Annotated in this window: 21 protein-coding genes and 2 pseudogenes; 4 read left to right on the top strand and 19 right to left on the bottom strand. The window is 68.0% G+C overall.

The window, feature by feature from the left end:
• The first annotated feature begins 566 nt into the window (after window positions 1–566).
• Window positions 567–3,152 carry a DEAD/DEAH box helicase gene (locus TNCT1_RS34105; RefSeq protein ID WP_143639959.1) on the top strand — a complete coding sequence of 862 codons (2,586 nt, stop codon included), beginning with the start codon at window positions 567–569 and terminating at the stop codon, window positions 3,150–3,152.
• A gap of 152 nt (window positions 3,153–3,304) precedes the next feature.
• Here the strand turns inward: TNCT1_RS34105 and TNCT1_RS36855 are convergent, their stop codons facing one another.
• Together TNCT1_RS36855 and TNCT1_RS34095 are read right to left on the bottom strand one after the other, a co-directional pair.
• On the bottom strand, window positions 3,305–4,015 hold the full coding sequence (locus TNCT1_RS36855) for an anti-sigma factor (RefSeq protein ID WP_143639957.1): 711 nt from the start codon (window positions 4,013–4,015) through the stop codon (window positions 3,305–3,307).
• The gene (locus TNCT1_RS34095) at window positions 4,012–4,302 is read right to left on the bottom strand and encodes a PadR family transcriptional regulator (RefSeq protein ID WP_235903042.1); all 291 of its coding nucleotides are present in this window, start codon (window positions 4,300–4,302) and stop codon (window positions 4,012–4,014) included. Before TNCT1_RS34095 ends, TNCT1_RS36855 begins: the two co-directional genes overlap by 4 nt.
• Window positions 4,303–4,558: 256 nt before the next feature.
• On the opposite strand from TNCT1_RS34095, the gene TNCT1_RS34090 reads away from it, so the two are divergent.
• Both TNCT1_RS34090 and TNCT1_RS34085 read left to right on the top strand, forming a co-directional pair.
• Window positions 4,559–5,215, top strand: coding sequence for a hypothetical protein (locus TNCT1_RS34090; RefSeq protein ID WP_143639953.1), 657 nt, complete (start codon window positions 4,559–4,561; stop codon window positions 5,213–5,215).
• A gap of 125 nt (window positions 5,216–5,340) precedes the next feature.
• Window positions 5,341–5,949: a hypothetical protein gene (locus TNCT1_RS34085; RefSeq protein ID WP_143639951.1), complete on the top strand. Its 609-nt coding sequence runs from the start codon at window positions 5,341–5,343 to the stop codon at window positions 5,947–5,949.
• 869 nt (window positions 5,950–6,818) lie between these two features.
• Here the strand turns inward: TNCT1_RS34085 and TNCT1_RS34080 are convergent.
• The 11 genes from TNCT1_RS34080 to TNCT1_RS34025 all read right to left on the bottom strand — a co-directional run bounded on the left by TNCT1_RS34080 (window position 6,819) and on the right by TNCT1_RS34025 (window position 15,625).
• Window positions 6,819–7,040: a hypothetical protein gene (locus tag TNCT1_RS34080; RefSeq protein WP_143639949.1), complete on the bottom strand. Its 222-nt coding sequence runs from the start codon at window positions 7,038–7,040 to the stop codon at window positions 6,819–6,821.
• 507 nt (window positions 7,041–7,547) lie between these two features.
• Entirely contained in the window at window positions 7,548–8,024 is a 477-nt protein-coding gene (locus TNCT1_RS34075) for a hypothetical protein (protein ID WP_235903039.1), read from the bottom strand.
• A 27-nt stretch (window positions 8,025–8,051) separates the two neighbouring features.
• The gene (locus TNCT1_RS34070) at window positions 8,052–8,987 is read right to left on the bottom strand and encodes a helix-turn-helix transcriptional regulator (RefSeq protein WP_143639947.1); all 936 of its coding nucleotides are present in this window, start codon (window positions 8,985–8,987) and stop codon (window positions 8,052–8,054) included.
• 1,289 nt (window positions 8,988–10,276) lie between these two features.
• Window positions 10,277–10,816, bottom strand: coding sequence for a hypothetical protein (locus tag TNCT1_RS34060; protein WP_143639943.1), 540 nt, complete (start codon window positions 10,814–10,816; stop codon window positions 10,277–10,279).
• Window positions 10,817–11,780: 964 nt separating this feature from the next.
• Entirely contained in the window at window positions 11,781–12,416 is a 636-nt protein-coding gene (locus TNCT1_RS34055; RefSeq protein ID WP_216856697.1) for a GNAT family N-acetyltransferase, read from the bottom strand.
• A gap of 36 nt (window positions 12,417–12,452) precedes the next feature.
• Entirely contained in the window at window positions 12,453–13,202 is a 750-nt protein-coding gene (locus TNCT1_RS34050; protein ID WP_143639941.1) for a restriction endonuclease, read from the bottom strand.
• The gene (locus TNCT1_RS34045; RefSeq protein ID WP_143639939.1) at window positions 13,199–13,408 is read right to left on the bottom strand and encodes a hypothetical protein; all 210 of its coding nucleotides are present in this window, start codon (window positions 13,406–13,408) and stop codon (window positions 13,199–13,201) included. The genes TNCT1_RS34050 and TNCT1_RS34045 overlap by 4 nt, the downstream gene beginning before the upstream one ends.
• A gap of 174 nt (window positions 13,409–13,582) precedes the next feature.
• Complete coding sequence (locus TNCT1_RS34040) at window positions 13,583–13,927, bottom strand: GFA family protein (protein ID WP_268894194.1); 345 nt, start codon at window positions 13,925–13,927, stop codon at window positions 13,583–13,585.
• A gap of 221 nt (window positions 13,928–14,148) precedes the next feature.
• Window positions 14,149–14,841: an HNH endonuclease family protein gene (locus tag TNCT1_RS34035; protein WP_373920526.1), complete on the bottom strand. Its 693-nt coding sequence runs from the start codon at window positions 14,839–14,841 to the stop codon at window positions 14,149–14,151.
• Window positions 14,842–14,951: 110 nt separating this feature from the next.
• Window positions 14,952–15,410 carry a hypothetical protein gene (locus TNCT1_RS35685; RefSeq protein WP_160160453.1) on the bottom strand — a complete coding sequence of 153 codons (459 nt, stop codon included), beginning with the start codon at window positions 15,408–15,410 and terminating at the stop codon, window positions 14,952–14,954.
• Window positions 15,407–15,625, bottom strand: a complete 219-nt coding sequence (locus TNCT1_RS34025) for a hypothetical protein (RefSeq protein WP_143639937.1) — start codon at window positions 15,623–15,625, stop codon at window positions 15,407–15,409. The genes TNCT1_RS35685 and TNCT1_RS34025 overlap by 4 nt, the downstream gene beginning before the upstream one ends.
• Window positions 15,626–15,705: 80 nt before the next feature.
• On the opposite strand from TNCT1_RS34025, the gene TNCT1_RS34020 reads away from it, so the two are divergent.
• Window positions 15,706–16,062 (top strand): DUF6233 domain-containing protein, encoded by a 357-nt coding sequence (locus TNCT1_RS34020; protein WP_143639935.1) that lies wholly within the window; start codon window positions 15,706–15,708, stop codon window positions 16,060–16,062.
• Here TNCT1_RS34020 and TNCT1_RS34015 read toward each other — a convergent pair.
• The 6 genes and pseudogenes from TNCT1_RS34015 to TNCT1_RS33990 all read right to left on the bottom strand — a co-directional run bounded on the left by TNCT1_RS34015 (window position 16,059) and on the right by TNCT1_RS33990 (window position 22,038).
• Window positions 16,059–16,520: a hypothetical protein gene (locus TNCT1_RS34015; RefSeq protein ID WP_143639933.1), complete on the bottom strand. Its 462-nt coding sequence runs from the start codon at window positions 16,518–16,520 to the stop codon at window positions 16,059–16,061. The two genes, TNCT1_RS34020 and TNCT1_RS34015, sit on opposite strands and share 4 nt — an antisense overlap.
• A 781-nt stretch (window positions 16,521–17,301) precedes the next feature.
• A complete protein-coding gene (locus TNCT1_RS34010) occupies window positions 17,302–18,612 on the bottom strand; it encodes a hypothetical protein (protein ID WP_143639931.1) in 1,311 nt (436 codons plus the stop codon).
• Between the two features lie 64 nt (window positions 18,613–18,676).
• Window positions 18,677–19,665, bottom strand: a pseudogene (locus TNCT1_RS34005) (NAD(P)-binding domain-containing protein).
• Window positions 19,662–19,802, bottom strand: a pseudogene (locus TNCT1_RS36535) (arsenical-resistance protein); the annotation flags it as partial. The pseudogenes TNCT1_RS34005 and TNCT1_RS36535, both read right to left, overlap by 4 nt.
• A 110-nt stretch (window positions 19,803–19,912) precedes the next feature.
• Entirely contained in the window at window positions 19,913–20,836 is a 924-nt protein-coding gene (locus TNCT1_RS33995; protein ID WP_143639929.1) for a ParB/RepB/Spo0J family partition protein, read from the bottom strand.
• Window positions 20,833–22,038: a ParA family protein gene (locus TNCT1_RS33990; protein ID WP_143639927.1), complete on the bottom strand. Its 1,206-nt coding sequence runs from the start codon at window positions 22,036–22,038 to the stop codon at window positions 20,833–20,835. Before TNCT1_RS33990 ends, TNCT1_RS33995 begins: the two co-directional genes overlap by 4 nt.
• Between the last annotated feature and the right edge of the window lie 150 nt (window positions 22,039–22,188).

The raw sequence follows: 22,188 nt of genomic DNA, 5'->3' as shown, positions 1-22,188 counted from the left end.
CCCGCGGAGCGGGTCCCTCCTCGCTGCGCGAGGAGCAACGGAATTCGCTCCGCGAATTCTGGAAAAGCGCTTCGCGCTTTTCCCCAACCCGCTCCGCGTGTTGGGGAATTCACGCTTCGCGTGAATTCGGATTTTCGCTTCGCTTCAATCCTGGGCCCGGGTCGCTGCGCTCCCTCGGGCGGGGCGTCCGCTGCGCTCCCGCCCTTTGCCGGCTGCGCCGGGCAGCAACGGGGGGTGAGGCTGCATCAACTCGGCTAGCGGGTAGGATCACGAACCGTGGCCCACTGCCTCCCGTCGAGGCCGGGGTCTGCAGGGGCGAGCCGGCTTGGGCTTGTGGAACTGACCTGATGTCACCGGACGACTCGTCAGAGGCGGCCGGCCGCAGTCGTCCCGACGGTAGGCACGACTGCCAGGTATGGGGAACGTAGCACACGACTGGCATGCGTGAGGGCTCTTTTCGGCCGTACTGGTGTGTGGATGCATCCGACCTGTGCCTTGGTGTGATGCAGCGGGTAGTATCACGAGCAGATGCCACCCTGTATCTCCTCGGATCGGATATCTCAGCGATGACGGAATCAATCTCTCTCCGCCCGCACCAGATCGAGGCCGTGGAAGCCATCGTAAAAGGCCTCGACATTCCGCCGGGCAAACGGATTCCGCCGCAGGGTCTGCGCGGCACCGTGGTGAGCGCCTGCGGTACCGGGAAGACGTTCATCGGCGCGGCCGCGGTGAAGCGGTTGGCGCCGGATGGGCGGGTCCTGGTGCTGGTGCCGACGCTGGCGTTGCTGGCACAGACGGTCAGGGAGTGGCGGGCGTTCGGGCATGTGGGGCCGGCGGTTGCGGTGTGCTCGCTGGACGACGACCCGAGCCTGTTCTCACTGGGGGTACGGGCGACGACGAGTGCACCGCAACTGGGGCTGTGGCACGGGCGGGGGCCGGTCACGGTGTTCGCCACCTACGCCTCACTGCCGGTACTCATCGAGGCGCACCAAGGCGAGTACGGGCTGCCCATGGACGTGTGGGACGTGGTGCTGGTTGATGAGGCGCACCGCACTAGTGGTTCGTTCGCGAAGGCGTGGGCGGCGGTGCACGACCAGGAGCAGCTGCCGGCGATGCGGCGGTTGTACATGACGGCGACACCGCGGATCTGGGAGGAACGGCCCGCACGGCCACGGTGGCGGCGGGAGGAAGCCGGCGAGGTAGCCGCGGGCGCGCAGCAGTCCGGAGGGGCGGCCGCGCGGCGAGCCGGAGGGGAGGAAGCGGGCGAGGCGGGCGCGCAGCGGTCCGGGGAGCCGGCGGCTTCGGTGGTGGACCGGCTGCCGGAGGAGATGGCCTGTTCCATGGACGACGAGACCGTCTACGGGCCCGTCCTGTACGAGCTGGACCTGTCGGACGCGATCGCGCGGGGGCTGCTCGCGCGGTACCAGGTGGTGGTGGCGGAGCTGCGGGATCCCAGCCTCACCCCGGCACGGCTGTACGGGACGGCGAGGGAGTCGGAGGAGGTGCGTGGCGAGCGGCTCGCGGTGCTCCAGGCCGCGCTGCTGGAGACGATGGCCGAGCACCGGCTGACGCGATGCATCACGTTCCATCACCGCACCATCGAGGCGCGGGCCTTCGCCGAAGGACTTGGACGGGCCGCGAAGCGGTTGCACGCCGAGGATCCCGGCCGGCATCCGGAGCGGGTGTGGGCGAAGTGGCTGTCGGGGGAGCATGACGCGGACGTGCGCGCGGACCGGTTGGCTCAGTTCGGGGGGCGGGCCGGGCGGGCGGTGCTGTCGAACTGTCGGGTTCTAGGGGAAGGTGTCGACTGCCCGGTAGTGGACTCGATTGCCCTGATCGACCCGAAGGGATCGGCCGTCGATATTGTCCAGGCCATCGGGCGGGCATTGCGGCAGAAGCCGGGGCAGGGAAAACTTGCCACGCTGGTCGTGCCGATTTTCCTGGGCCCGGGTGAGACGGAAGAAGACATGCCGTACTCGGCCTCGTACCGGCCCTTGATCCGGGTATTGAACGGACTCCGCGCGCACGATGAACGTGCCGTGGAAATGCTCGCGATTCCGCAAGAGAATTCACCGGTCACGGGTACGAGCCCGTCGTTTTTGGGTGAGGCTCCCGACGAGGGCGATGACGAGCAGCGAGTGCTGTTGCGGTTCGGCAGTCACCGCGACCCCGCGCTGATCGCGCGGATGGTCCGCTACAACCTGATCGAGCCGGAGCACGCGAACTGGAAGGCCGGCCACCAGGCGGCGGTCGCGTTCCGGGAGCGGACGGGGCATCTCGCGGTGCCGTACGGGCACCGGGAACTCATGCCGGCCGGACACTCCTTCCCGCTCGGGAGGTGGCTGGCAGATCAACGAAGGGCCCTGGCCGCGGGGAGGATGGCCCCGGAGCGGGCGGCGGACCTCGACGAGCTGGGCATGGTCTGGGACCCCGCCGACGCAGCCTGGGAAGAGAACCTGTCCGCGGCCCGCGCCTACTACGCCGAGACGGGAACCCTCGCCGCCCCGGTCACCGCCACCACGCTCGACAAGCCCGTCGGGCAGTGGCTGGCCAACTGCCGCAAGAAGGGCGGACTCGGCAAGAACCCGGACGTGGCCCGACGGCGTGCGGCGCAGCTCGCCGCGATCGACCCCGACTGGAACCCCAGCGCCCTGGGGTGGGCGGTCGACTGGCAACGTACCTACGCCGCCATCACCGGACTCATCACGACGGGGGCCGGGCTCGAGGAGATCGTGCCGGGGGTGACCGCGGACGGGGTGGATGTAGGGCGGTGGCTTCAGCGGCAACGCCAGCATGTGGTCTGGCAGGGGCTCAAGGCGGGGCAGCGCGAACGGCTGAGCAGCCTGGGTGTCACCCCGCTGCCACCCGAGACGCAGAAGACGCCCGGGAAGGCGTCCAGGGGCGGCTCCGCCGCCTTCGAACGCGGATGCGCAGCCCTCACGCAATACAAAGCCCGCACGGGCTCTGTGACCGTCTCCAGAGAGCACGTAGAAACGATCACCATCGACGGCAAGACGCACCCCGTGAAGCTGGGCGTGTTCCTGTCCAACACCAAAACCAGACGGGCGGGACTCACCACGGAGCAACTGCAGCGCCTCGCCGACCTCGGACTCCACTGGGCACAACAAACACTGCCCGAGTCTGCGGGGTGATGGCTGCTAGGCGGCTCACGGCTGGATGGACGGTTGGGGCACCAGTAGGCTGCGGGGGCGGGGTTGTGCCGGCCCGCCGCCGGTAGAGCCCCGCAACCAAGCCTCTCACTGTCCCTCCGTGCAGGGCAGCGCGCGCCACCCAAGTTGCCCCCTTATTCCGCGTCAGGCCCGGTCCCTTCGGCCAGGTCGATTCCGCGAATCCGCTGGAGCCAACGGACGAGGGCGAACATCGCCGCGCCGCAGCCGCCAACCCAGCCCCACCCTTCAGTTAGAAGGGTGTGAACGCCGTCATGCCTAGCGATGTAGAGCACGAGCAGCGCTGGCGGCAGTCCGACGAATGATTCCCGACGGTTGCGCGTGGTCAAAATCCAGTCAACGGGACGCCACAGGTGACCCAGGGTGTCTCGAAGGAAGAAGCGGACAGCGGCGACGAGGAACCCGAGCGCATGCCACCGCTGCTGCCAGGCCGTGAGAAACACTCCATCCTCGGGCCTGCCGGCGAGGTCGGCCAGCCACGCAGTGCGCATGTCGCGTCGGTCTCCGGCGATCTTGGCTGCCAGCGACGTCCAGCGCTCTGCTCGCGGTTCTCGGCGTGGAATGCGAACCAGCCGCGCTGGCGGGTCAACGATGTGGTGCCCGTTTGAAGCGATCTCTCTCCACGGCCGAACCCACTCGAAAGGAACTCTGAACCGCCTTTGCGCTTCGGCCTCGGCCTTGCACTTCTCGCAGCTCGCGAGGTGCGCGAGGACGCGCTCCCGGGTGTCTGCGCCAAGTTGTCCAGCTACCAGTTCGCTCAGGCGAATACCAAAGTGGTCATCTCCGTCGTCTTCAGACCACGGCGCATCGCTTCCCGTCGGCGTCATGCTGCACCGCCTGTGGGCCGGAGGCTGAAGCGGGCACGGCGCGCGGCGCGTGCTTCCAGCGCTTCTCGCGCCTGGTGGCGCCCCGCGCCGGTGAACTCGTAGAACCGTCGCGCCGGTCGCCCGGGGTGGGCATCCTCCTCGTCCCAGCTCCTAACCCATCCGCGCTCAAGGAGACGGTCGAGGATCGGATAGACGGTGCCAGGGCCAAGGTCGGCCTGACGACAGATACTCAGACCCCACGCAGGAGCGTCAGGCGTGGAACCGAAGAGCGCCTCCAAAACCGCCATAGTCGGCTTGGTGAGCCTGATATTGGTCATGCACCAAGGAAACCATATATCGAGAACGAACAACAAGCCACTGTGTGCTGACTCCTTGAAGGCCACCAACACCAAACCGAGCTCGCCTTCTCACGGCGACCGCCGTCCTGCCGCCCCTGGCCTTCTCCGCGCCGAAGATCAGGGGCCGCCCATACTCGCGTTCGCCAAGGGCCGTCTTGGTCATCCCCGCCGATCCACGGGTACAGCCGGTGGTTGAATCCGGGCCATGGAGAAGCTAGCGAGCAAGTGGTGGGAATCGGGCTCGTGGTGGCAGTTCGTCATCACGATCTTGGCGGGTCTGATCGTCGGTGTCCTGGGGGCCTGGGCTGCCTTCAGGTCGGCCAACCCGAAGCGAAGGGTCAACTGGTGGATACAGTCGAACACTCCGTTGTTCGACAGGCCCGCCGGTGATGGTGCCCTGCTGAACGTCACCCTTGGTTCTGTACGGCTGTCGAGCCCTCGCATCGTTGAGCTCGTCATCTCCAACTCAGGACGCCATGATGTGACTGCTGAGATGTTCCACGGGGCGGAGCCGATCAAGTTCGATTTCGATCACGCGGTGGCAGCAGTCCTCGATGTCGCATCCGCCCCGGAAGGCACTCTCCTTCCTCAGATCGAGACGTGGCAGGAGCTGATCCCGCTCACCGGGGGCCAGCACCAGGGAGGTCTTCTCCTCAAGCCGTCCCTCCTCCGCCGGGGCCAGACCATCACGGTGACCGTGCTCATCGACGGGGATGAAAAGCCGGTGCGATGTGTGCAGTTCCCCCTGGTAGATGTGGATCAAACCAGCGTGCGCCCCGGCTCCCTCTCGCGGGAGGTCGCCGACGTCCTGCAAGACGCGTCTGTCTACATCGGTCCACTAAGGATTCGTGTAGGCCGTTGAGGACACAGCGACCGGCGCACCAGGGCGAGGGCACGGATGCGTGCCTTCGGGGACTGCCTCCGCTCATGGAGGTATCTCGCATCCGGGAAACGCCGGACGGGGCGGCCTTCGGGCTAGAGTCCGGCATGAGCATCGTCGATACGTCCATAGCCGCGGCCGCCGCAGCGCTCAGCGGCGTCGCCGCCTGGGGCGCATGGAAGGCCTCCCGAGAGGCGAACGCCACGGCCGCTTCCGTCGCGCAGATCGAACGGGACCGCTGGCACAGGGAATTGACGCCCCAGCTCCGGATCAAGCTGGAGAGGGGGACTCGCGACACCCTGTACGTCCGGTTCGACGCCCCGGCCGCTCTCGGCGAACTCGTCGTGCAGCTGACCATCCGGGACGACTCCGACCGCTCCGGCCTGCCTCACCTGGCCGACGGGTCCACACCGGAGCAGAGAGCCGGGGTCATCTGGGGGCCGTTCCAATTCCATCCCAGGGTCGAAGACACCGATGAGCTCGGCCGTACGGTGCCCGCCTTCTCCCTCCTACCCGGAGACCGTCAACGGCTCGTCGTCGTGCAGTCCCCGAAGCCCTCCTGGTATCAGGACGCGCTCGGCGAGCAACGCTGGCGCGACGAGTTCCGTACCGAACCCATCCGCCTCTGGGCGCACTGCACCGCCCCCGGGCACAAGCCCTGGTGCCTCAGTTTCGGAGTACCTCAGGACGGCAACTGGGCCGTGGGCGGCACCTGAAATGTCGCTCAGCCTGCGGTTTCTGTAGCTCTCAGCTGTGTCTTCTGCAGGAACAGACTGCGCAGAGCCTGTTGGAATTAGCCGGCGCAGCCTGCATGTTTGCCTGCCGCCAGCCTCGCGGCATCTGCTCTAGCACCGTTCCGGCAGGCGTGGGGCGACCGCGGACCGGCTGCGGCCGGTCGCGTGGTCCCCCAGCCCCGGCGACACGCGCGTTAACCCCTCTGCATGAGCTAAGCCCTACATCTAGTGGTTGGATGGCTACACAAGCTCACAAGTTGTGGTCCCTCGGGTCCGGGATATCTCTCAACTGACTTATGCTTGGGACCGCTTCACCACACGGGCCCCCTCAGCGCCTTGCCCGCTCGGGGCCAGGGCCCTTCCCCAAGGGCTTTTTGGGGCTAAGTGAGGTGACGCACCGATGGACCAGCACGAACATTGCGTCTGTTACGAGAGCGCTCTGACCTTGCGTCAGGCCTTTCTGGACTGGGCGCCCGTGATCGTCACGGCCATCACCGTACTGCGGTCTTTCTGGTCGTGACCAGGAAGCCGAATTGCCCCGCCGCAAGGGCTGTGCTCAGCAGTGAGCCCGGCCGATGGTTGGACGGCCGGGCTCGGTGACTGCAGTACTCGCCGCAGGGGGTCTGTTGCCGGTAGCCGCCGGCTTCGGGCCCCCTCGTGGCGTCCCAGGACGGGCGTCCCGGTCAGCCAGTTGTATTGCGGTGAGTCCCTGCATCGTACGGGAAACGGCGCCCGGTCTATAACCTGGGCTGCTAGACATTCGTCTAGATGGCAGAGCCGATAGCGGCAGAGTCCGCGAGGGGCGCCTGGCTGAGCCACGCCCCTGACTGATCCGGCAGACCCCGTCTACCTCACTCCCGCCGGTCGGGATCGGGCGCCTGATCGTCCTTCCACCCCTGGGCGAACCACAGAATCCGAACCATCTCGGTTGCCGCTCGGCGTCGGGCCGGCTTCTTCGCGTAAACCGCAGTGAGCGACAGCAGGACGATCAGCAGCAGGTAGAGCAGCGCGACCGCGGGCAGGGCCCACACGAGCAGTGGAACGCGGGCGAGGAACGGCAGCAGCGCCGTCACGGTGGCCCCCATCAAGTGCCAGAGCAATCTCCGCACTGACGGGGCGGCTTGCCGCAACGGAAACTGACCGGTCCAACGATCTTGGATCGACGGCCGGTTACACCCGCTCCACTTGGCTGGTCGGGTCAGCACCGTTGCGTGCCCTCCGACGGTCACGAACCGTCTGCCGGGCAATCCCCGGTCGAGAGCTATTCCAAGGATGCCATACCACTGCCCGCGCCACCCCTTCGACCAGCTCGTGACCGTCGGCCTTCGGCTTGGACGGGGAGCTGGGCGAGTACGTCCCGTACTGACGGGACGACAGCATCCCTCGGCGCACCGAACGGCCGGCGGTCTCTTCGCGGTGGATAGTTACGCGGGCGCGGCGTCGGCGTTGCAGGCCTTCGGGCGGCCGGTTGCCGCCTCGTGGGTGGCAACGGCTCGCCCGGAAACACTGAAACCGGACCTGGGTAGCCGCTTGGCTGCTGAGCCGCGGCCTGGCCTCCCGCTGTCGCTGAACACCGCCCGTCAAACCCACCGGCCGAGCGAGCCGCCACAACTCCAGCTCAGAGCACCCAGCCGCACCCTCCACCCACCCTCCGAACCCGACCTCTTTCGTGCAGCGGGTTGGGGAGTGCGGCGGGCCGCTGCGAGAAGCGCGGTGACCCGAGCGCTCTCGGTGCCAGTGATGGTGGCGATGCGGTCGATGCTCAGGCAGAGGTCGTCGTGGAGGAGCGCGGCGTCCTCGGCTGGCGTAGATGTGTGGCCGGCGCGACGGGCGATAGCTCGAGTGTGCTCTGCCCAGGCCCAGGCGGAGGGGCACCGCTCGGTCATGATCCAGGTCCAGTTGCTGGCGATGAGGTCGAAGAGCTGGGTGACGCTGAGTCGGGCTTCCTCGTGAGGGAGGCGTGCGGCGGCGTAGGCGTGGTAGGCCGGGTGGTGCAGGTCGTAGAAGGCGTAGAAGGCAGTGGTGAGTACGGCCGCGGCGGGCGGTGTGGGCTTCATGGTCCTTCCTCTGTGGTGGCGGTCCGGTCAGCTGGCGGTGGCGGTGGGGGCGCTTTCGGCGGCCGCCTGGGCGCGGCGCCACAGGGGTCGGGTGATGTTGGGCAGGCTCTGGAGGAGGACGGTGAGTCGCTCGATCACGGGCCAGTCGGGGACGCCGGGGCCGGTCATCGCGCGGTCGAGGTCGTCGGCGCTGATGGTGCGCTGGGCGGCGGCCAGGATGAGCTCGGGGTCCGGTGAGCCGAGTGCGTAGTGCAGGCCTTGCAGATAGGTGCGCAGGTACTGGACGGGGTCTTCGGTGTTCGAGGGCTGGACGTTGGCGGCTGCTTCCCAGAGTGGCTTCATGAGCTCGGGGTCGACCCCGCATACGTCGCAGATGATCCTGACGTGCCTCCAGGAGACGTCGCGCTGACCGGAGAGCATGCGGGAGACGTAGGACTCGTGGACGCCCATCTGCTCGGCGATTTCCCGCTGTCGGCGGCCGGAGCCGTTGCGCATCAGGGTGAGGGCGCAGGCCAGGCGCTGGCCCGGGCGGCGCAGGATGGGCGTGTCAGCGGCGGCTGCGGCGCTCTGGGCGGAGGTGACCGGCTTGGGCCGGCGGCGGGCGGCCAGGGCACGATCGACGGAGGGCGGGACGTATTTCTTGCGCAGCCGGTCCTCGGTGAGCTCCAGGATCGGTGCGAGGTCTGCGAGCGGCTCGCCCTGGGCGCGCTGGCGGACGACGACGACTGCGATCGCCTCGTCGGCCAGGTCCCTAAGGCTGACGAGGCGTTGCAGGAGTTCGGTGTTCGGCGAGGCCGCGTTGTAGGCGGTGAGCAGGAGGGCCTCGGAGACCACGGTGCAGTCCTCGGCGATGTCGCGGAGGGCTTCGGTGCAGCGGGTGGCGCGTGCTCGGTGGGCGGGTGCTGCGGAGCGGGCGGGCCGCGGGGTGCTGTCAGCCGTCTGGGCGTTGGAACGAGTGGACACCGGGGACCTCTTTCGGGGTGCTGGACGGGTATCTGTACCGGCCGTCCGGCCGGAAATGGCCGGACGGGGCTGGTGCCGGTGGGACGCGCGCGTCGACTCGCGTCCCACCGGCGCATTACGTCAGCGACGGCAGATTCGCTGGTGGACCAGCACAGACCCGTGAGCAGTCGTCACAAAGAGGGCGACGATGGGCAGTACATGCGGCTGCAGAGCGCCCGGTGTCATCAGGAGAGGAAGGCAGATCGCGGTGATGGGCAGGCTCCCGCGGAGCATGACAGCCTTGACATGCCACACCGGGGTTTCAGCCGGGTGTAGGGGCGGGATGATACGTTCACGGCTCGGTTTCCACGCGAGCGCATGAGCGCCTGCGGGAGGACGAGTACGGCGTCGGCGCAGTGACATCAGGGGTCTCCCTTGTTCGTGCTGGCGTTGAGAGCGACAGGACCCCGGCACGCGGGCGACCAACCATCGATGCCGGGGTCTTTGCCGTCCGGCAGAAGATGCCGGGAGCAGGACGCTACTACCTTGCGCAGCGCTCCGGTGCCAGAAAGTAGCGTCATGGGTATGGGTGCCCACCACCACAAGGGCGGTCACGCCCAGAAGGCCTCGCACGCAAACGGTGAAAACCGATCAAGAGCGGTCGACGAAATCGGGCATGCCGGGCGAATCCAAGGATTAAAGAGCGCCCGCGTGAACCTCCGAGTCCCTCCGTGCCCCCACACGCGCCCCCCAGTCGGCTCCTGAAGATCCACAAGCGTGTCAACAAAACCAGCGGATCCCCCTGCGGGCGGAGACCAGTTGGCAGAGACTCCCGCCCCCCGGCCTGCAGGCCGGAAGGCGCCCGCGATGCCGCCCCCGATGCACGCACTACGAGCACCTCAGCGCCGACAGCCGGTGGCATGTGCTCACCACTCACCAGCAAGTCACTGCTCTGATACACCCACCAGGTAGGCCCGTCGGTGTCAGCTGGTTTCACGATTCGACGCTCCTCAGCCTCCCGGACGATCAGCCCGTAGGGTCGTCACTAGATGCCCCAGGCGCACGGGCTGCGGTCGCCTTCGCAGAGCTGGGCCCAGCGACTGGGCACATCGGCAGGACACACTCACCAGGCCCCCAGATAGTTTTGCCTACCCGCCAGAGGCTCTTCCTCCAGAGGCCCTGCGCTCAAGGGCCGGGCGGCTCATCGTCGGCTCGTCCACCTGCACCGAGCATCCGGCGTCGGCCGGCGGGGTAAGGCGGTGGGGAGCCGAGGACTCCGCGGCTCCCCATGTCCGCGAGGTCGGGGACTCTCAGGAGTCCAGTGCCGCCTGCTGCGCCCATGCACCCTTGCGGTCTAGCTCACGTGCGCGGATCCACCGCCCGCGCACCTGAGTGCCGTCAGCGAGCGTCACTCTGATGGTCATGGCAACAGGGCGGGCCTTGCCGCGGAGTTCCTGCCGGCCCGAAAGGTCCTCGGTCTCGAAGCGGAGCCCTCCGAACGCTGGCAGCGCATAGTCGAGGTCGGCTTCAGGCTCGGTCAGTTCAGCCGGCTCGTCGGAGACGCGGGCGAACTCACCGCGGAGCGTACGCCAGTTGACCGTGTACCGGCAGTAGAGGTGGACGCCAGTAATCGTGGTGTCGGTCTGGCTGCGGTTGATGACGTGCACTCGAAAGAGGTTGCGGACCTGGTCGGGTGAGGCGACACGCCTCCTCTCAATGATGTTGTACGTCACGAGAACACGGACCCGCGGCCGGGTGCGCCTGTAGTTCAGTACGGAGACCAGCATGTTCGCCCCCGTGAACAGGGCGCTCACAGAGGCCACGATGATGGCGACGACAGACACCTGCATGAACGGATTCTGCGGCGGGAGCCTTGCGGACTGCCCCCGATTTGAGCTGGAATTGCGGATTCGCTCAGCTATCGCCGGGGTGGATCCGGGGCAACCTGCACCCGGGCAACAGGGTCCCCGGCACGAACATCGATCGGCCTGCCCGGTTGGGTGCACACCACTGCTGCTACTTCTCGTGAGCAATCCCCGGCAGGCATGCGCAGGTATCGCCGCGCTGACGTAACCGTGATCCGACGGCATCACCGGCAGATCAGCGGCCCCGTGGCAGCGGCGGCCGGCGGTGGAGGCGTCCTCCTGCTCATACTCCTGCAGTTGGCCCTGCTGAACGGCGGAAGCTCCGGTGCGGCAAGCGCCCCGAGCCACCACCCGACCGCTCCAGCAAGCACCAGCGGCCACTTACCGAACCGGTAGTCCTCGCACGGTGCACCCAGAGGCTGCATGGTGTGGCCGACGCCGTCGGGGAGAGGCCGGCTGCTGCCTGCGCCCTGCTCGATGGGGCACACGCAATCCGCGAGCACACCGAAGCCAGCCGGTAAGCCAGCTCAGGCGGAAGGTGCCTCGTCAGCGCGGCCCCCGGCTCCAAGGATCCGCCGCGGGGCCGGGGCCGTCGCCGCGGGTCCCCCGAGCACGCCCCGGGCACGCATCTCGGAAACGTCCGGGAGGTGGACGCCGGGCAGTGCGTCGATCAGGTCGGCCTGGGCGGCTCGTATGGTGTGCGCGGCCTGGGGGCCGGAGCCAAGGGTGCGGCGAGCTGTCACACGGTCATCGTATGGGCAGCGTCACGCCCGCCTTACTCGATTCAGGCCGCGTACTCGCGGCGGACGTACGGCTGCAGTCGGCGCTGCGGCCATTCGTCCGCGAAGGCGGGTACATGACCGCGCTGGTAACCGCCCTGTTTTCCCAGGGCTGCCACCAAGCGACAAGCAGGTTTCTATAGCGGAGCTCGGGCTGGCTGGTGGGCCGATTAGATCGTGCGTGAGAACATCTGCTCGCCGGGGAGCGGTGCGGCGCCGACGTCGGGGTGTCTGGCGCTGCCAGGGAGGATGACCGGCTCGCCCGGGGCGTGGATGGTAAACCCGTGGCGCCGGTAGAACCGTGCCAGGCCGGCATCCCCGGCCGTGAACTGCCCGTACGCGAAGAACGCGCGGTGATCACGGTGGATGGCCAGGGCCTTGGTGAGGAGAGCTGAGGCGATGCCCTGGCGACGGTAATCGTCTGCGACGGCCAGAGCACGGACCTTGACGTAAGCCATCGCGGTAGCACCCAGGGCAGCGGGGTCTGCTCCGTCGCGCTCCATGTTCCCAAGGACGGACAGGGGCGGGATGGTGGACGAGATGCCGACGATGCCCGCAGTGGGCGTGTGCTCGGCGACCAGGAACACGATCCGCCCGGCTCCGAACTTGCTGATGAACGGGCCGCCCTCGTCGATGGCTTCGCGCATGGCTTCGCGATCGTCGAAGTCACCATGTCCCTCCATGGCGAGCGCGGCGAGATCGGTGAATGCCTTGCCTTCTCCGAAGCGGGCTTCTCTGATCTGGAGGGTGTCCGGCAGTGCGTCGGGGCGGCGGCGACGTACCTTGCCAGGCTTGTGTCGTCCCACGAGCATCCTCTCGAGTTGGGGTAGGGCGTAGCCGGTTCAGGACGAAGCGGTTGGCCTTCGGGGTGGCGGGACCGACCGGGGTGGCGGAACGGCACGGAGCAGCTCCCACAAGGGGCGTGAGCCGGCCGCCCACGCGCCGAGGGTGTGGCGGTCGACGACGTGGAGGCGCTGTTGCTTGGCGAAGGCCAGGGCGGGGGCGGTGGCTCGTCCGTTGGTGACGATCACCGCGATATCGGCGCCGTGGACTGGTCGGGCAGTGCCGTTGAGGACTTGCAGGTCCGGCGTGCCGACCGGGGAGCCGGCCATGCCGTTGCGGCGGTGTTTGCACTGGATCACCCAGCGTCGCCCGTAGGGGTCGGTTGCTTTGACGTCGGCGCCGAGGTCGCCGCCGCCCCCGACGCGGACCGCGTCCGGGCAGCCGTCACGCCGCATCAGATCCCGCACCGCGTCCTCGAACCGGGAATGGTGCAGAGCGTCGAGCTGGGGCAGCGCGTAGCGCAGGCCGTGTGTACGGACCGCTTCCCACCGGGCCTGCTGCCGCGCCTGATGGATCCGGGTGCTGCCGGCCAGCAGACCGAGCGCGCCGACAGCAGCCAGGATCCACCAGTGGGCGAGCAGCCAGTTGACGACGGCCACCACCAAGGCGACGGCCAGGGCTGCAGCGATCAGGAGGCCGATCAGCCGGTCGTCCGCCCGCTGCCGCCGCCTGCTAGAGGTGCGGGTCCGGCGCCGGACGTGTGGGCGCCTGGCCGCCGCGGGCCGGCCATTGCGGGTGCGGGGGCTCACCGGCTGGCCCGCGTGACGCCACCCGCCAGCTGCCCCAGGATGTCCAGGATGCCTTGGCCGACCGGGGTAGGAGCGATCAGAACACCCAGCGCCAGGATGAGGACCGCAGTGGTCCTTTCCTCGTTCCGGCTGCGGGCCTGCGTACGCCGCCGCAGCCGGAAGAACACGATGACCGCGAGCAGGAACGCCACATCGATCGTCAGCAACCGCCCCACCTCCCCCACCACCGCACGGGGACGGCCCGACGCTCACCCCGGCCTTCCTATGTAGCCGGACCATGATGATCTTGAGGGTGGATTACTGGCGAATGGCACAAACTCAATCGGGCCTGGCCGAATTAGATGTCCCGTGTGCCCGGGCCGGGGAGCAGCCGGGTGGCGCTACGGGTGAAGCGGGTCGGGGGCGAGGGTGATGGCCATCCAGGGCACGGCGGCTTCCCGGAAGCTGTGCCCGACAGGATCGAGGCCGCTCCGTTCGGTGAGACTGAAGCACGTCACCATGATCATTTCCGAGCCTTCGGCGATGGAGACAAGGTGGGTCCCGCAGCGCGGGCAGAAGCCGCGGTGCAACGTCGGCCAGGTCGAGTACCAGGCCGGCTCACCTCCGGGGCCGGTCCAGGTCAGTGCCTCCCTGCGGAACCCGGCCCACGCCATCGCCGGGGAGCCGGAGAGGAGCGTGCAGTGCTCACAGGAGCACAGGTGGGGGTCATCCGGGGCACCGGTCACCTCATAGGTGATGTCGCCGCATTGGCAGCACCCGGTTCGCAGTCCCGGTGCGGGGGTTGGGTCGGTCACTCGAGCATCTCCGTGATCTGAAGGCCGTTACGAGCACCAGAATGCTGTCGGCCGGGGTCCCCGCGCTGATGTCGGGCAGCACAGGCAGCGGCCGGCCAGCCTTCGGTGAGTGAGCAGGATCATCGCCATGCCCGAGCAGTGGTGGAGGCGGGTTAGCGGGCTAGGGCTACGGTGACGGGAACGTCAGGGCAGTGACTGAGGACCTCCGTGAGAGCAGCTTGCTCCACGGCATCGATACTGAGTTCCCAGCGGGTCTTGTCGGCCACCCAGTCAGTTGCATACTGGCAGCGGTAGCCCTCCGCCGGCGGCTGCCACGTGCTGGGATCCTGGTCAGCCTTGCTGCGATTGCTGGCCGCGGACACCGCGATCAGCGCCCGGTCGTCGCCGAGATCGTTGGCGTAGTCCTCACGCTTCTTCGCCGTCCACGCGTACGCCCCGGAGTCCCACGCCTCAGCGAGCGGGACCAGGTGGTCGATGTCCAGTCCTCTCGGTCCGTCGATGTAGCGGTCGTCGTACGGCGAGTACCACTCACCTCCGCTCAACACGCAGCGCACGCCCTGCGTCGGCGCGATGACCGCCTCCGCCTTCAACACCTCGGCCCGGGTGTTACACCCGTCCCTGTCCGCGTCGATCCAGTGCCGGAACTTACTGCGCTCGTAGCCCGTGCGGTCCTCGGCCCGCACAGGAAGGCCGGCCAGGGCGTCCCGCACCGGCACGGTGACGGTGTCCCCCGGCGCGACGGCCGGAGCAGCATTAGCGGTCGTCGGGATCAGAAGGGCGGCGAACACAACAGTCGCGGCGGCGAAGCGGGCCAGACGCACGAAACGGGTCCTCTCGAAGATCACGGACAGTTCGTGATCTTCGTAGCGGCTCCCATAAGCGACTCGCCCGGCAACCAGCCCACCTCTACCCGATCGGGGGTTAAGTGAGATCGTCGACGCTGCCTGCTCGCCGCCTAGGCTCCGGTGCTGTGACAGAGGTCCCCGATGAGCTGATCGAGCTGGAACGATCCGCCGAACAGGAGCGTGCGAGACTCGCCGGCCTCACCGGTGACGATTTCAACGCCCAGTTGCGGCGCTGGCGCGAAGCGGCCGACTCCGTGCAGGCGGCCATCGCGGCACACGCGGAAGCGGTGGAGGCGAACCGGTACGAGGTCGAGCAGGCCGTGAAGAAGGCCGTGCGCCACGCCCATGAGGACCCGGCGGCCGGCTAACTCCTGCTGGTCGGGACAGGTCGCCAACAGGGCAGTTCTCTCCTCGTCAAGGAGGGTGATCCGGGCGCCGGGCATGCTGCCGTACTCGCCGACCCAGACGCGGAACTTCCTCCGGGCGACCGCTTCCGTCCCCCACCAGCCGCGCAGAACCGGGCGGCCATCACAGACGAGCAGCAGGTAGTACCGGTCGAGGCTGGTCATGCCAGACGGATCCCTCTGCGTTGCCCGCGCTCCCGGACGATCGCGTGCTTCGCCTCGAGCTCGCCGAGCTGGTAGTGCACCGAGGCTCGGCTCCGCAGGCCGACAGCCGACCCGATCTGCGTGATCGTCGGAGCTTCCCCCTGGGTGGCAATGTGCTCGCGGATCAAGCGCAGGATCCGTTCCTGGGTGTCGGTGAGGTGGTCTACGCGATGCATAATTCTAATTAGAGCGCGTGTTCGAATTAGCGGGCAAACGACACGCTCAAGCCGACGCAGCGCGTGAGAGGAGCGAAGCAGTGAGGGGGGAGCGGCCGATCTCGCGCCTTGAGGCGCTGCGCTTCGCCCGCCGCGTCGTCGCGCAGCAGGCAGCGGCAGCACTCGCGCAGCTCGACGGCTGGATCGCGGCAGAGGAACGGCGCGAGGCGGAGCAGCGCCGGGGTGAGGAGATGCGGCCGGCCCCGCCGGACTGGCTGATCCAGTACGGGCTCAACCGCGGGAATGTGGACGCCGTGCACGCCGGTGGCTGCTGGTCAGCCACCAAGAGCGGGCGGTGTCGTCCGGCGACACGCGAGCAGGCACTCGAGGCACTGCGTCGGCAGGTACCAGCGTGCGTCCACCGCCGGCCCGACTCGGCCCTCGGTGTTCTGGACTAGTCGCCGTTGTCAGCAGGCTCGGGAACGTCGGCGCGCAGGGCTTGCAGCGTCTTCTCGCAGGCTCGGGCGATGTGCTCGCGGAAGGGGTGAACCTTGGGATTGGTCACTTCTCGTCGCAGGGCCGCCAGTGCCTCAATCCACTCCACGGCGTCCTCGGGGAGGGTGTAGGGCTGCCCGCTCAGACGCCGTGCCGGCCGGAGCTGCGTCAGGGAGGGAGCGGTGGCCGGTCGTACGACGGTGCGCACCACCGTTTCGGTGCGCTCAATCACCTCGCGGATCGGTTCACGGGTCTTGCCGCCCTCACTGACAGGTCGTTCAGCGCGAGCCGGCGCTGTACGCACTTCCCATGCCCGGCGCCGGTGCACCGGACTGCAGTAGCGCGGGGGGCGGCCTCGGCCGCTGTAGGCGACAGGCTCGCCGCACCATGCGCAGGTGCGCTCCAGCAGTTGCTCGCTCACGGTCGTCGTCTCGTGGATCTCGCCCGGTTCTGCCGCGTCCTGCAGACGGGTACCCGAGGAACCTGGACCTACTTTCGTCACAAACGAAATCATAGAAGCCTTGTTTCCCATGGTCAGTGGCGGGTGAAGGGCCATTTCGTCCAGGGATCGGCGACGTGTAGTGGAAGGCTTGCGGTATGACCTGGTCCCTGCCCGAACCGATGCTGACCTCAGCTGTGGACAGTCCCGCGTTCCCCGCGGGGTGGGCGGCCGAGCCGAAGCGGGAGGGTTCTCCGGACACTCTGTTGTGTCTCATCGTCCCTTCGTGAAGCACTGTTAACCGTGACAGGGCATCCGGTGCGGTGCAGAGGCCGTTCGCTAGCGAGAGTTCGATCTACCCGCGATGAGGCAGCAACCGCGGATGCCGCGACGAGCAGGAAAAACAGGTGGGGGTACGCCTTCTCCAAGGACGGCCCGAAGCCGGGGCAGCCGCGGCTGAGGCTGATGGCGGACGACGACAGCGACACCTTTCGCAGCGTCTAGCGCGGCGCGGCGGCCTTCCCCGAGGGCTGCTACGCCGGCATCCGAATCCCAACAGCCACGAGGACGGCCTGCCGGAGTTACCCGAGCATGAGGCGCTGGAGCAGCTCGCGGCGTTCAGCGTCCTGGCCCGCTGGGCGGACACCGCGTCTCTCCTCCAATGATGACCAGACGATGGCAGCGGCCACCAGGAGGCCGCCGCCGTCGCTAGCGCGCTGTTTGCGCCTCGCACCCAGGCTTCGTTCGCTGCCGTCCGGGGGTGTCAGACCTTCTCGCCCTCGGGCCACAGCTGCTCGAAGTCGTGCAACTCGTCCTGGGTCAGGCCGGTGGGGCCCTCGATTCGGATCAGGGTGGTGTCCCAGGGACGTCGCCCGTCATGGTTTGGGGTGAGCATGACGCCGAGGCTGGTGAGGTCTTCCGGGTGGCCGGTGCGTTCGCCGACTTGGTGGTGGCGCAGCATGACGTAGCTGCCGAATGAAGCCTCGACGTCCTTCCCGAACCGGGTCGCGCAGGTGAAGAGCATCTGGCGGTATCCGCTCTCGTCTGCATGCAGTTGACGTCGTGAGCGCCACTTCACGTGGCCGTCAGGAACCTGGACGACTTCATCGAGCATGTCGAGGAGCAGCTGGCCCCACTCCTCGCGGATGCCGACCGGGAGCCGGTCGAGGTCACCGAGCACGGTGAGCCGGTTCTCTTCGGTGACGGCGTCGCGCAGCATGCTGGTCGCGACGTCTTCGAGTACGAACCGGATCATCAAGTGGGCGCGCGTAACCCCTGATTCGGCTGGTACTTGCGGCAGGAGGGGCGTGGAGAACGGGCGCCCGCCGGGCCCGACGAGGTCGCTGTCGAAGTCTCCCGGAGGTGCTGCGGCGTCCGCGGCGGCGAGTTCGTAGTAGCGCACCGGCTCACCATCCAACGCGATGGGCGGCTCTGTGGCGACGCGAAACAAATAGTCCAGGACCGCGGTGGTGGAGCGGAGCTGGTCGAAGAGGAAATCCCAGTCGCGGCGCGTTAGCGTCAGGGCGGGCATGCCGATGGGATCCCAGGTGGGCACTGTGCCGCTGGGAACGTGATCGTGATCGAGGAGAGACACGGCCAGCCACTCGTAGGCGTCGCCCACCACGGACAAGGTGCGGTCGCGTCCGTTGACCATGTCGGACGGCATCAGCCGTAGCGTGCGGACCGTGCCTTTGGCCTGTCGCATCGCCTTGGCCGTCACCTTCTGGATCCAGGCCCGCTCCTCGGCCTCACCCTTAGGCTGGACGGTACGGCTTTTGATCTGAACGACTGCGCCGCGTTTGCCGCTGATCAGCAGCCGGTCACCCAATTCCCTTTGACCGGAGCCCTTGCGGGCGAGAGCGGACTGGAACACGAAGTCGGGCATGCCCCACGCCGCTGCGGCGGTGTGGGCGGCCTCCTCGGCGCCGGTGCCCGGTTCCGCATCAGCGGGGAGCGGTATGGCCGGCGGTATCCGGCGGACATAGGGGCCTGCCGGGGTGTCCACGACGAGCGTGAGAGTGGTGGGGTCGTCATCGTCGATGAGACGCCACAAGGCGTCAGAAGGTGCGCTCACGAATCCTATTAGACGCGGGTGGTCACCCGAAGAGGCCTATTTTCTGCTTCTGACGGTCAGTGGCTCAGCAGCCCCGCGATGCCAGCGGCGGTGCGCGGGCGGGGCGTCCGACGCCGATGAGGGTGGCGGAGGCCAATCCCGTCCAGTCGCCGTAGCCGAGCAGGTGCAGCCGCGGTTCGTCGGCGGCCCGGGTCCCGTCGATCGCGATGTGGCCGCGGGCTTGCGCAGGCCGAGCGGGGCGAGGTGGGCCACGGTCGGGCGGGGGTGAGGCGAGTGAACATCGGCTCGGTCTTGAGCAGTCCGGCGTCCCGTGCGGCGCGGCCCGGTGGGACGACGACGATGTCGCCGAGCGAGGCACGCCCCCGGTGTCGGTGTGGCCCGCGTCCAGGGCGCGGCGGCGTGCGGTGGCGGCGTCGAACAGGGCCCAGCCGTCGATGTCGTCGGCGAGGTAGCGGGGCGGGTGCTGGGTGACCCAGGTCAGCTCAACACCGTCGGGGCCACGGCCAGGTCGGCGGCGATCTGCGCGCCGGAGTTTCCGCCGCCGACGACGATGACGCGCTGTCTGGTGAAGTCGGCCGGGCTGCAGTAGTTGGTGGTGTGCAGCTGGCGACCGGTGAACAGATCCCGTCCCGGGACAGCCGGAAGGAAGGAGCCGCCACCAGGCGCCGGTGGCAGATACGACTGCCCGTGCCCGCCAGGTACCGGAGTCGGTCTCCACCTGCAGCAGCGGACCGTCGCGGTGGACGGCCCGGACTCGGATCCCGCAGTAAATCGGGAGGCTGTAGTGCAGCCCGTAGTCGCTCAGGTAATGCACCACGTGAGCGGCGTCTTGGCACTCCTGGCCCCGCTGGACGGGCATGTGCCGGCCGGCAGGGAGGGGAACGTTGCCGGAGAGAACAGGTGCAGCGAGTCCCAGGCGTGCTGCCAAGCGCCGCCCGACTTCACCGGGCCATCGAGGTTGACGAAGTCGAGCTTGTTGCGGCGATGGCGGTAGCCGGCGGCGAGCCCTGCCTGCCCGCCGCCGATCACCACCACGTTCACGAGAGCGGTCACGGGGCTGTGGTCACCGCGTCCGCGCTGAGCTGCTTGCGCCAGGCGAGAACGACGTAGACGAGCCCGATCAGGACCGGGACTTCGATGAGCGGGCCGACGACGCCGGACAGGGCCTGGCCGGAGGTGACGCCGAAGGTGAGAGGTGCCGCTGTTTGGCAGCGGAGACACGTAAGGGGTGGTGGTCCGGGAAGTACGGGTCACCACCCCTGTCGTGGGGCTGGGTGCTTACCGGGTAAGCACCCAGGCGTTAGGCGATGAGCAGCTCGACCAGTTCCTTGATCTGCTGTGGCGTGAGGCGTCGCTTCAGGTTTGCGGCAAGGGCCGTCAAATCCTCATCTGCCGACTGTGCGTCGGAGACGATCGCAGGGCCGTCCTGGGGTGCGGGGGCTGCCGTCGTGGGGGTGCTTACCGGGTAAGCACCCTTCGGCTTCCGGCCGGTCTCCGTCTTTTGCTTGGCGCGCTGCGCGAGTGCCTTGTCTGCGGCACTCTGCTGCTGTTGTTCAGGCAACTGGCCGACGGTGCGGGCGACCTTGACCGGCAGTGTCTTGTCCTCGAGCGCCTGCTTGAGTTCGGGGGTGAGCTTGAGCAGGGCGAGGCGCTGGGTGACCCATCCGCTTGATTTGCCCAGTGCCCGGGCCACAGCGCGCTGGGAGCCGTGGACCTGGACGAGGCGTTCGAGCGCTCTGGCTTCGTCGAGTGGTTCCAGGTCTTCGTGCTGCACGGCTGCAACGAGGGCGGTCTCGAGGAGGGTGTCGGCGTCGTGGGCGAGTGCGTCGTCGACGTGGACGGGGACGTCGTCGAGGCCGGCGAGTTTGGCGCCGGCGAGGCGGCGGTTGCCGTCGACGACGACGTATTCAGCTGACGCGAGGTCTTGCGTGTGGTTGGGGTGTGCCGCCAGGAAGGCGTCGCGGGTGACGATGGTGAGGGGCTGGATGATGCCCTTGCTGGTGAGGCTGTCGGCCATTTCCTCTATGGATGCGAGGGTGGCGCGGGGGTTGTAGGGGTTGGGTGCCAGATGGTCGACGGGGACCCGGAGTGAGCTGTGGGTGACGGCGGCCGGGGCCGGTGCGGTCTGTCCGGCGAAGGCGGCGAAGCTGGCGGCGCGGCTGCTCATCGGCTGGGCGACGGCGTCGAAGGTGGCGGATCCGCCGAGAGCGTCGGATTTTTTCATGACAGCCTCCGTGCGATCTCACGCATGTGGTGGGCCTGGTCTGATTCGGGGGCGTAGGCCAGGAGTGCTCGCTGGAGGCGTACGGCTTCGCGTTGTTCCTTGAGGTCGCCGATGACTGCGAGGACGGGAGGAGAGCCGAGGCTCTTCCACTTGTCGAGGGATGAGGTAGCGATGTAGCCGCGACGTGAGTCGTACTTGTTGACCACGAGGCCGAGTTGGTCGACGTCGATTTCGTAGTCGCTGGCGAGGGAGTCGACTTGGTTGATGAGCATGCCGTAGGCCTGAGCGGAGGTGTCTTCCGCCTCGACGGGAATCACCAGGCCTGATGAGCCGGGCTTCTCTCCATCGCGTCGGCGCCCGTAGAAGATGGCGGCATCCATGGCCAGTCCCAGGCTGGGGGGTGAGTCGATGACGATGACGTCGAAGTGTTCCTCAATCGGGGCGAGGGCCCGTTCGAGGGCGGCGTGCCGGGGTCCGCGGAACATGGTGAGGCCGGAGTCGAGCAGGAAAGCGTCGAATGCTGCGGGCAGGATCCGCAGCCGGTCACCGAAGCGGGCTTCGTCTATGACGACGGTGAGGTCGATCAGCGGGGTTCGGGCCTGCTCCCGGTTGAGCATGTGGGTGATGAGGCTCTCGGCGCCGGCTGGGATGGCTTTGAGCCCCAGCTGGTGGGAGAGGTGTCCTTGAGGGTCGTAGTCGACCATGAGGACGCGGAGTCCGAGGCCTGCCGCGGTGGTGGCGAGCTTCGTTGCTTTGTCGGTCTTTACGGGCAGCCCGTCGGAGGCTTCGGCCAGGGCCTGGGCGAGGCCGGCGGTGACAGCGGTCTTACCCACACCGCCTTTCTGATTGCAGACGATGATGCGGCGCGTGGGCGCGGTCTCGTCGTCTGCGGGGTTCTGCTCGAGCCACAGCGCTACGGACTGGGCAAGGCCTTGGATGTAGGAGACGCCCCGGGCGACGCAGTCCTGCTTGAAGTCGTCGTACAGACCTTCAGGCAGCCAGGTGCCGAAGGACTCAGCTCCCGCCGTGTCGATCTGGGGGAGGACTTCGGGATGGGCGCGCCAGGCGTGGATGCCGTCGGCGACAGCGTCCTGCACGTCGGTACTGAGCTGTGCTGCCCTGACTTTGAGGGATTGTCGGAGGGAGGCGGGCAGCTTGGACACGAGCTTCTCGCGCTCACCTCCCGAGGTAGGAGATGCCATGCGCGGCAGCATACTGCCGCAGCTGATGGATCAGTCACTGACACCAGCTCTCATATCACCCAGGCTGACGTTAGCTCCTGTCAGTCTGGGTGCTTACCGGGTAAGCACCCAGACCCAGTTGCCGCGCCGATCCAGCAGATACCGCGTCCC

The organism is Streptomyces sp. 1-11, assembly GCF_007176755.1.
Classification (GTDB): domain Bacteria; phylum Actinomycetota; class Actinomycetes; order Streptomycetales; family Streptomycetaceae; genus Streptomyces.
The sequence above is the reverse complement of the archived record's forward strand: the minus strand, read 5'-3'. Positions and strand labels throughout refer to the sequence as shown.

Excerpts from the sequence above, each read along its gene's own strand:
- TNCT1_RS36855 (WP_143639957.1), bottom strand. The coding sequence starts at position 4,015 with ATGACGCCGACGGGAAGCGATGCGCCGTGGTCTGAAGACGACGGAGAT.
- TNCT1_RS34025 (WP_143639937.1), bottom strand. The coding sequence starts at position 15,625 with ATGCATCGCGTAGACCACCTCACCGACACCCAGGAACGGATCCTGCGC.
- TNCT1_RS34105 (WP_143639959.1), top strand. The coding sequence starts at position 567 with ATGACGGAATCAATCTCTCTCCGCCCGCACCAGATCGAGGCCGTGGAA.
- TNCT1_RS34060 (WP_143639943.1), bottom strand. The coding sequence starts at position 10,816 with ATGCAGGTGTCTGTCGTCGCCATCATCGTGGCCTCTGTGAGCGCCCTG.
- TNCT1_RS34075 (WP_235903039.1), bottom strand. The coding sequence starts at position 8,024 with ATGAAGCCCACACCGCCCGCCGCGGCCGTACTCACCACTGCCTTCTAC.
- TNCT1_RS34095 (WP_235903042.1), bottom strand. The coding sequence starts at position 4,302 with ATGGCGGTTTTGGAGGCGCTCTTCGGTTCCACGCCTGACGCTCCTGCG.
- TNCT1_RS33995 (WP_143639929.1), bottom strand. The coding sequence starts at position 20,836 with ATGAAAAAATCCGACGCTCTCGGCGGATCCGCCACCTTCGACGCCGTC.
- TNCT1_RS34085 (WP_143639951.1), top strand. The coding sequence starts at position 5,341 with ATGAGCATCGTCGATACGTCCATAGCCGCGGCCGCCGCAGCGCTCAGC.
- TNCT1_RS35685 (WP_160160453.1), bottom strand. The coding sequence starts at position 15,410 with ATGACCAGCCTCGACCGGTACTACCTGCTGCTCGTCTGTGATGGCCGC.
- TNCT1_RS34090 (WP_143639953.1), top strand. The coding sequence starts at position 4,559 with ATGGAGAAGCTAGCGAGCAAGTGGTGGGAATCGGGCTCGTGGTGGCAG.
- TNCT1_RS33990 (WP_143639927.1), bottom strand. The coding sequence starts at position 22,038 with ATGGCATCTCCTACCTCGGGAGGTGAGCGCGAGAAGCTCGTGTCCAAG.